Below are 9,153 nucleotides of genomic sequence, written 5' to 3'. Positions count from 1 at the left end.
ACGCTCCACGTGGACCCGTCCCCGCGGCCGGTTGACCGGCACCGACGTCCCGGACGAGCATTCGGTGTGGGCGGCGACCCCCGCCGCCCACACCGGGCACGAGGAGGTCGGCGGATGGCCGTCTGGGACGTCGCCGCCCGGCCCGAGCGCGAGCAGTTCGGGTACTGGCACGAGGTCATCTGCCGCGCCTTCGTGCCGCTGACCCCGCGCCGGGCCCGCTCCGACACCCCCGGCTTCGCCGCCCGCGTCGAGACGCGGCCGTTGCAGCAGGTGATGCGCGCGCACATCGCCTCGCAACCACAGACGACCCTGCACGGCCCGGCCGAGGTCGCCCGCACCGACGGGGCCTTCTACTTCCTGAACCTGCAGGTCGCGGGCCGGTGCCGGGTCCGGCAGGCCGGGGCCGACACCGTGGTCGGGCCGGGCGAGTTCACCGTCGTCGACACCACCGAGCCGTACCGGTTCGACTTCGACGCGCCCTGGCGGATGGTCTCCTACCGGCTCCCCCACGACCTGCTCGACGACCGCGGGTTGCGGTCCCGGCTCGGCGACCGCTGGGACGGTCGTGGCGCCGGCGGCGTGGTGAGCGCGATGATCGCCGCCCTCTGGGAGGTCGACGACGCCGCCCCGCCCGCCGCCGCCGAGCTGGAGCACGCCCTCGCCTCGGCCATCGCGGCCGCGGCGGCGCCCGATCCCCAGGCGCCGCCCGCCGCGCTGCTGCGGGCCGCGGTCCTGCGGTACGTCCACGGCCGGCTGGGCGACCCGGCGTTGTCCGTGACTTCCGTGTGCCGCCGGTTCGCGATGTCGCCGCGCACCCTGCACGCCGCCTTCGCCGGTACCGACGAGACGTTCGCCGCCACCGTCCGGCGGCTGCGGCTGGAACGGGCCGCCGCCCTGCTCGCCGACCCCGCGGACGCCCGGACCGTCACCGAGATCGGCGCCTCGGTGGGCTTCCTCGACCCGGCCTCGTTCAGCCGCGCCTTCCGCCGCGTCCACGGCTGTGCGCCGAGCGCGCTGCGCGGATCTGCACGGACTGCACAGGTCCGGCGCACGGACTGACGAGACCACCGGACCCCGCACCGGGAGCCTGGGGCTCCCTGCCGGACGCCGTCCGGCACCGACGACGGAGGTCCCGGTGCCCGTCTCCTTCTCCCTCTCCGCCGAGCAGGTCGCACTGAAGCACGCCGCGCGGGAGTTCGCCGAGGCGAACCTGCGCGACCTGGCCGACGCCGTCCGTGTCGAGCCCGACCCGGTCCGGCGGGCGGCCCTGGCCCGGCCCGCCTTCGAGAAGGCGGTCGCCGCCGGCTTCCTCAAGGGCCTCATCCCGGTGCCCTTCGGGGGCGCCGCGGCCGGTGGTGTCGACGCGGCGGTCCTCATCGAGGAGTGGGCCGCCCACAGCCCGGACTTCGTGATCTCGATGGCCGGGCCGCTGATCGCGCTCGCGCCCGTCTACGAGGTCGGCACGCCCGAGCAGGTCGCGCGCTTCGTGGCACCGTTCCTCGCCGACTCCGGTGCCCCGGTGGCCGCGATGGCCTACTCCGAGCCCGGGGGCAGCGCCAACTTCGACGCGCCCCCGCCCGCCGAGGGCACCCGCACCACGGCGGTCCCCGACGGGGACCACTACGTGATCGACGGGCGCAAGGCGTGGGCGTCGCACCTGCCCGGCTGGGACGGCGACGGCCCCGACCTCATGACGATCGTCTGCCGGGCGCCGGGCGGGGTGTCGCTGGTCGTCGCCGAGCGGGAGCACCTGGCCGGCCACGTCGAGGTGGAGGAGTACCACGACCTGCCCGCCCTGCGCGGCTGCCTCACCGCCACCGTCCGGCTCGTCGACGTCCGGGTGCCGCGGGCGAACCTGCTCGGCCGGGAGGGCCAGGGCGTGGAGCTGTGCCGCAACGCCTTCGTCGGCAGCGGGGCCTCCATCGGGACCTTCGCCGTCGCGGCGATGCGCCGGGCCTTCGACGTGGCGCTGCGGTTCGCCACCACCGAGCGGCGCGGCGGCGCCGTGCCGATCATCGAGCACCAGGCGGTCGCGGACGTCCTCGCCGACGCGAAGGGCCGGATCGAGGCCGTGCGGCTGCTGTCCTGGCGCGCCCTCGACGCCGCGCTCGCCGGGGACCCGCACGGCCCGGAGTGGGCGCTGCACGCCAAGGTGTTCGGGTCGGAGACCGCGGTCGCGGTGATCACAGACCTCGTCAAGATCGTGGGGGTGTCGGCCTACGACACGGCGTTCCCGCTGCTCCGGTACCTGAACGAGGCCCTGGCGTACCCGGTGATCGAGGGGTCCAACGTCGGCGTCCGCCGCCGGCAGCTGCAGGCGCTGCTCCGCACGCCCGGGTACGACCCGCTGGCGGCGTCGGGCATGGCGTAGCCGGGGGGTGGCGGGCCGGGCGGGCGCGGCAGGCGGTGGTCTCAGAGTGCGACACTTCTTGATTCGTTCCAGAGAGTTCGCCAGACTCCGCCGCGTGCCGCTTCGAGTGACGGGTCGGCGACCACCACCACGTGGTGCGCCGTTCGTGCGGTGCGATCGCCGACGTCGACCGCGCCGTCGGCCCCGTACCGTGCCCCGCTGCTCCACCGCGCCGAGTACGTGAGCCCACCACACTCCCCCGAACGCAGGAGGATCGCAGTGTCGCTGTCCGACGACCACACCACCGTCGAGAAGCAGATGCAGACGGACCAGGCGGGCGGCTGCCCCGTCCACGCCGGTCGCCTCGGGCACCCGACCGAGGGTGCCAGCAACACCGACTGGTGGCCGAACCAGCTCAACCTGAAGATCCTGCGCAAGCACCCGGCCGTCGCGAACCCGATGGGACCGGACTTCGACTACGCCGCGGAGTTCCGGACCGTCGACCTGGACGAGCTGGCCCGCGACGTCGACGCCGTCCTCACCGACTCGAAGGACTGGTGGCCGGCGGACTTCGGGAACTACGGCCCCTTCATGATCCGCATGGCGTGGCACAGCGCGGGCACCTACCGCGTGGACGACGGCCGCGGCGGGGCGGGCGCGGGCATGCAGCGCTTCGCGCCGCTCAACAGCTGGCCGGACAACGGCAACCTGGACAAGGCCCGCCGACTGCTCTGGCCGGTCAAGAAGAAGTGGGGCAGGAAGGTCTCGTGGGCCGACCTCATGGTCTTCACGGGCAACCGTGCGCTGGAGACCATGGGGCTGAGGACCTTCGGCTTCGCCGGCGGCCGCGCGGACGTGTGGGAGCCGGACGAGGACGTCTACTGGGGCCCGGAGCGCACCTGGCTCGGCGACGAGCGCTACACCGGTGACCGCGAGCTGGAGAAGCCGCTCGGCGCGGTCCAGATGGGACTGATCTACGTCAACCCGGAGGGCCCGAACGGCAATCCCGACCCGGTCGCGGCGGCCCGCGACATCCGCGAGACCTTCGGCCGGATGGCGATGAACGACGAGGAGACCGTCGCGCTCATCGCCGGCGGCCACACCTTCGGCAAGACCCACGGTGCGGCGAACCCGGACGTCGACGGCAACGTCGGCCCCGAGCCCGAGGGCGCCCCGATCGACCAGCAGGGCCTCGGCTGGAAGCAGGGCTTCGGCACCGGCAAGGGCCGCGACGTCATCACCTCCGGACTGGAGGTCACCTGGACCTCCACGCCGACGCAGTGGGGCAACGGCTTCTTCGACAACCTGTTCGGCTACGAGTACGAGGTGACGAAGAGCCCGGCCGGGGCCTGGCAGTGGGTGGCGAAGGACGGCTCGGGGGACAACAGGATCCCCGACCCGGAGACGGGTGAGCTCAACCGACCGGTCACGATGCTGACCACGGACCTGGCCCTGCGGTTCGACCCGATCTACGAGCCGCTCTCGCGCCGGTTCCACGAGAACCCGGCGGAGTTCGCCGACGCCTTCGCCCGCGCCTGGTACAAGCTGACCCACCGCGACATGGGCCCGATCCAGCGCTACCTCGGCCCGCTGGTGCCACAGGAGGAGCTGCTCTGGCAGGACCCGGTCCCCGCGCGCGGCGACTACACCCTCTCCGACGAGGACGTCGCCGCCCTCAAGACGGCGATCCTCGGCACGGGCCTGTCGGTGGCCCAGCTGGTGTCGGCCTCGTGGGCCGCGGCCTCGTCGTTCCGCAGCAGCGACAAGCGCGGCGGCGCGAACGGCGGCCGGATCCGCCTCGAGCCGCAGCGCGGCTGGGAGGTCAACGACCCGGACGAGCTGGCCCAGGTGATCCGGGCCCTCGAGGGCGTCCAGGCGTCGTTCGGCAAGCAGGTCTCCTTCGCCGACCTGGTCGTGCTGGCCGGTGCGGCCGCGATCGAGAAGGCCGCGAAGGACGCCGGCACGCCGGTCGAGGTGCCGTTCACCCCGGGCCGGACCGACGCGACCCAGGAGCAGACGGACGTCGAGTCCTTCGCGTACCTCGAGCCGACCGCGGACGGCTTCCGCAACCACCGCGGCAAGGGACACCGCCTGCCCGGCGAGTACCTGCTCGTCGACCGGGCGAACCTGCTGGGCCTGAGCGCGCCGGAGATGACCGTCCTGGTCGGCGGCCTGCGGGTGCTGGGCGCGAACACCGGCGGCTCGAAGGCCGGCGTGCTCACCGACGCGCCGGGCACGCTGACCAACGACTTCTTCACGAACCTGCTCGACATGGACGTCGAGTGGACGTCGGTCGCCGGCGACGACGACCTGTTCGAGGCCCACGACCGCGCCACCGGCGAGGTCCGCTGGACCGGCACCCGGGTCGACCTGGTCTTCGGGTCGAACTCCGAGCTGCGGGCCCTCGCCGAGGTCTACGCGAGCGACGACGCCGGGGAGAAGTTCCTGAAGGACTTCGTCGCGGCGTGGGTGAAGGTCGCGAACGCCGACCGGTACGACCTGGTCTGATCCCCGGGACCGGCGGGCGTTTCGCGCACTGCTGACCCGAACGGGCCCTCGGGACATCGTCCCGGGGGCCCTTTCGTCGGGTGACGCACGGGTGTGCCGGTGCCTACAGTGGGACCTCCCTGGCTGCGCTCAACGACGAGTGGTCTCCTGATGAACGACGTACACCGGCTCGGACCCACGGCGGCGACCCCCTACCGGGACACTGTGCTCGCCGCGTGGGAGAGGTTCGTGGAGGGCGAGGACAGCGTCCCCGGCGTCCGCCCGGAGGTGGTGGTGTCGTGGCACCGCTGCCGGGAGCAGTACCGCGTCGACCCGCACCTGCAGGCCGCGCCGGTCGCCGTCGAGCAGATCGACCACACGCTCGAGCACGACGTGGTGTTCACCGAGCTGGGCGGCCTGGCGGCCTCCGTGGCCCAGGACGTCGACAACCTCAGCGGCATCGTCACCGTCGCGGACGCCACCGGGCGGATCCTCGCGGCGTGGGGGAACCACACCACGCTGGGCCGGGCGTCGGACTCCAACCTCGCGCCCTGGTTCTGCTGGTCGGAGTGCGCGGCGGGCACGAACGGCATGGGCACGGCGCTGGAGGGCCACGGCCCGGTCCTGGTCCGCGGTGCCGAGCACTGGTGCCGGGCCTTCCACAACTGGGTGTGTGCCGGCATCGCGGTGCGCGACGTCGTGACCAGGGCCCCGATCGCGGTCCTCAACATCTCCTGCTGGCGCACCGCCCTTCCCGACGCGACGGGTGCGTGGCTCTCGCAGGCGGTCGCCACGACCCGGCGCACGCTCCGCAGCCGCGCCCGGGACAGCGGGACGGCATTGGTCGCGGCCTTCACCCAGGCCCGCGCCCGCCCCGGCGCCGCGCTCGCCGCGATGGACACTGCGGGCAAGGTGGTGATCGCCGACGAGACGGCGAGTGTGCTCATGGGGGTTCCCGCCGCCACGCCGGCGATCGACCCCACGGTGCGCTGGAACCCGGGCCTCCCCGACCTGATCGGCATCGCCCGCTACGCCGACCGGCAGGCTGCGCACAACCCGGACTGGGTGGGCGCCACGCAGGTCTTCACCCACCTCGCCGAGGAGCCGACACCGGTCAGCGTCCGGCCGGTGTTCGTCTCCGGGCGGCTGGTGGGGAGCCTGCTGTCCTTCGGTGTGGTCGACGGGGAGCTGGTCGGCGAGCTCGAGGCGCCGGCCCGGCCGCGGACGCCCCGGGGGACCCGGCGGCGGCTCGTCGGCCTGCGCGAGAACCGCCTGGTGCTGCTGCGACCGGCGGAGGTCTGCCTGGCCGAGGCCGACGGCAACGAGGTCTGGCTCTCGACCGACGAGGGGCGTCTGCGGGCCGCCTCCGCCGGCCTCGACCGGCTCGACGAGGAGCTCGCCGACGCCGGTTTCCTGCGGGTCCACCGCCGGTACGTGGTCAACCTCGAGCGCGTCCGGGAGGTCGAGCGCGGGGACAAGGGCGAGCTGTCGCTGGTCCTCGACGGCTCCTCGGGCGTCCGGGTGCCGGTGTCGCGGCGCAACGCGCCCGCGGTGCGGCGGGCGCTCGGAATCTGAGCCCGGACCGGCGATCTTCCGACGGCACCGGATCGCGGGGGAACGGTAGCTCCGGCCGAACGAACGGCTCCCGGCACCGCGAAGCGGTACGTGACCTTGCCGCTCGCGCTGTGACCGGCGTAACGTTTCGGCCCTCCGACGAACGAATTCGGGGCGGGGTTCCGATCGCTTGGGGGACGCCGTTCCCGGCGGTCGTCGCGCACATTCCGGACGGCTTTCGAGACGACCGACAGCGACCGATGCCCGCGAGACGGGGCCGGTCGTCGCGCCCCGGTCCGACGCGGCGCGGCACCGAACCCGGGCCGGCGGGCGGCCGGGCGCGCGAGGCGGACGACACGCGGACAGGCGTCAACCAGGAGGCGAAGCCGATGACGACCAGTAGCGCCCAGGATCGGGCCGAACTGCTGCACAAGCTGGGGCTGGACGCCCAGAACAAGGGCCCCATCGGACGTGTCATCACGACCGGCAACATCGAACAGGCCAAGGAGCGCGAAGACGGCACCATGCAGATCCGGCTCCGGATCCACCCGGACGAGATCGCCTGGGACCCCGCCGTCATCGTGATGCCGCACGGCGGCGACCTCGAGATCGAGATCTTCAACGACGATCTGAACACGCACTGCGCGCTGTTCCCCAGCAATGGCGACCGGAAGTTCATCTGGTTGGTGAACCATTCCCGCGGGCGGGCGAGGCTCAATCTCGACGGCCCCGGTTACTACTGGTTCAGCTCGCCCACCGGAAACGACGAGGGCCGCGGGCTGACCGGGGCCATCGTCGTCCTCGGCGACGTCCCGCCCGAGGCCCGCCTCGACCGACCCGAACAGCCGCGGCCGTAGGAAGGATCAGACCATGACCGTCGAGTACGTCGACGCCGGTGAGGCCATCGACCAGGGCGATCTGAGCGGCAAGCACGGCACGGCGCCGCCGGTCGTCGAGAACGTGACCTACGAGCGCATCCTCGACGCCCGTTCGGAGCCGCAGAACTGGCTCACCTACTACGGCGCCTACAACGGCCAGCGGTTCAGCCCGCTGGACCAGATCAACACCGAGAACGTCAAGGGCATCGGCCCGGCCTGGATCTTCCAGTCCGGCACGAGCGGCATGATCGCGGGCGCGTCGACGTACGCCTTCGAGGCCTCCCCGCTCGTCGTCGACGGGGTCATGTTCGTCTCCGGCTGGGACGGCTGGGTGTGGGCCCTCGACGCCAAGACGGGCACGGAGATCTGGCGGTACAAGCACGCCACCCCGTTCGACATCTCGCTGTGCTGCGGGAACGTCAACCGCGGGGTCGCCGTGGCCAAGGGGAAGGTCTTCTCGGTCACCCCGAACGCGCACGTGATCGCGCTCGACGCCACCACCGGGAAGAAGATCTGGGACAAGACCTACGGCGACGTGCGGGCCGGCGAGAGCGCGACGGTCGCCCCGCTGATCGTGAAGAACATGGTCGTGGTCGGCAGCTCGGGCGGCGAGTTCGGTGTCCGCGGCCACCTGGACGCGTTCGACCTCGACAGCGGCGAGCACGTGTGGCGCTGCTACATGGTCCCGAAGCCGGGCGAGCCCGGTTCCGAGACGTGGCCCGCCGACGGCCAGGCGTGGGCCCGGGGCGGGGCGAACTGCTGGCTGACCGGCACCTTCGACCCCGAGACGAACCTGCTGTACATCGGCACGGGCAACCCGGCACCGGACTTCGACGGCGAGGTCCGCGAGGGCGACAACCTCTACACCGACAGCATCGTGGCCGTCGACGCGGACAGCGGGCAGATCCGCTGGCACTACCAGTGCACCCCGCACGACGTCTGGGACTACGACAGCATCGCCGAGTGCATCCTGTTCGAGTCGGGCGGGCGCAAGCTGCTCGGGCACTTCGACAAGAACGGCTACTTCTTCGTCGTCGACCGCACGAACGGCGAGCTGGTCCAGATCACGCCGTTCGTGGACCGGATCGACTGGGGCAACATCACCCGCGACGGCAAGGTGACGCCCGCGCGGTACCCCGACAAGGAAGGTGAACCGGTCCACTTCTACCCGGGTCCGGCCGGCGCCAAGGAGTGGACGCACGCGGCCTACAGCCCGGAGACCGAGCTGTTCTACGTCCCCATCCAGGACGTGGGCGCCACGGCCACCCGGCGCCGCCGCGAGTTCAAGGAGAGCATCCCCTACTGGGGCGCGGGCGTTCAGGTCGACATCGAGGACATGACGGGCTACGTCAGTGCCTTCGACGCCAACGGCGAGGAGAAGTGGCGCTGGCGCAACAACCTGCCGATGTGTGCGTCGGTGCTGGCCACGGCCGGCGGCCTGGTGTTCGCCGGCACGCCCTCGGGCGAGTTCAACGCGCTCGACGCCCGCACCGGGGAGCTGCTGTGGCAGTTCCAGTGCGGCAGTGGCCACCACAGCAGCCCGACCACCTACTCGGTCGACGGCCGGCAGTACGTCGTCGTGCCGGTCGGGTGGGGTGGCTGGGCCGAGGGGTTCCTGCCCGGCATGCTCGGCGCCGGCCACGGCAGCGCACTGATCGCCTTCGCGCTGCCGGAGGAGTCCCCGACCCGATAGGTCCCGTTCCGTTCCTGTGCCGCACATCGGGCGCAGAGGGGAGGTGAATCCATGGAGTCCCAGCTCATCGAGTGGGAGCCACCGGAGTTCGACGAGATCGGCGTCGCCCCCGAGGTGACGATGTACGTCGCCCGGAGGGAGGGCTGACCGAATCGCGAGAGGTGGGGCCGGCCCCCCCGCGCCCCAAACCC

7 protein-coding genes and 1 pseudogene are annotated in these 9,153 nt (G+C 72.6%); all 8 read left to right on the top strand.

Annotated features, from left to right (window positions below):
* Positions 1 to 114: 114 nt before the first annotated feature.
* Positions 115 to 1,059, top strand: a complete 945-nt coding sequence (locus LWC35_RS38225) for an AraC family transcriptional regulator (protein ID WP_232875469.1) — start codon at positions 115 to 117, stop codon at positions 1,057 to 1,059.
* A 76-nt stretch (positions 1,060 to 1,135) separates the two neighbouring features.
* The gene (locus LWC35_RS38220; RefSeq protein ID WP_232875467.1) at positions 1,136 to 2,371 is read left to right on the top strand and encodes an acyl-CoA dehydrogenase family protein; all 1,236 of its coding nucleotides are present in this window, start codon (positions 1,136 to 1,138) and stop codon (positions 2,369 to 2,371) included.
* Positions 2,372 to 2,481: 110 nt separating this feature from the next.
* Positions 2,482 to 2,574, top strand: a pseudogene (locus LWC35_RS38215) (transcriptional repressor); the annotation flags it as partial.
* 94 nt (positions 2,575 to 2,668) lie between these two features.
* The gene (gene katG, locus LWC35_RS38210) at positions 2,669 to 4,858 is read left to right on the top strand and encodes a catalase/peroxidase HPI (RefSeq protein WP_232875472.1); all 2,190 of its coding nucleotides are present in this window, start codon (positions 2,669 to 2,671) and stop codon (positions 4,856 to 4,858) included.
* 150 nt (positions 4,859 to 5,008) lie between these two features.
* Positions 5,009 to 6,412 carry a DNA-binding protein gene (locus LWC35_RS38205; RefSeq protein ID WP_232875465.1) on the top strand — a complete coding sequence of 468 codons (1,404 nt, stop codon included), beginning with the start codon at positions 5,009 to 5,011 and terminating at the stop codon, positions 6,410 to 6,412.
* A 110-nt stretch (positions 6,413 to 6,522) separates the two neighbouring features.
* Positions 6,523 to 7,248, top strand: a complete 726-nt coding sequence (locus tag LWC35_RS40730) for an MSMEG_3727 family PQQ-associated protein (protein WP_308194757.1) — start codon at positions 6,523 to 6,525, stop codon at positions 7,246 to 7,248.
* Positions 7,249 to 7,261: 13 nt separating this feature from the next.
* A complete protein-coding gene (locus LWC35_RS38195; protein ID WP_232875464.1) occupies positions 7,262 to 8,962 on the top strand; it encodes a PQQ-dependent dehydrogenase, methanol/ethanol family in 1,701 nt (566 codons plus the stop codon).
* Positions 8,963 to 9,013: 51 nt separating this feature from the next.
* The gene (gene pqqA, locus LWC35_RS38190) at positions 9,014 to 9,109 is read left to right on the top strand and encodes a pyrroloquinoline quinone precursor peptide PqqA (RefSeq protein WP_232875462.1); all 96 of its coding nucleotides are present in this window, start codon (positions 9,014 to 9,016) and stop codon (positions 9,107 to 9,109) included.
* Positions 9,110 to 9,153: the final 44 nt, after the last annotated feature.

The organism is Pseudonocardia kujensis (assembly GCF_021283305.1).
GTDB lineage: Bacteria > Actinomycetota > Actinomycetes > Mycobacteriales > Pseudonocardiaceae > Pseudonocardia > Pseudonocardia kujensis.
This window is presented reverse-complemented; position numbering and strand designations above follow the sequence as displayed.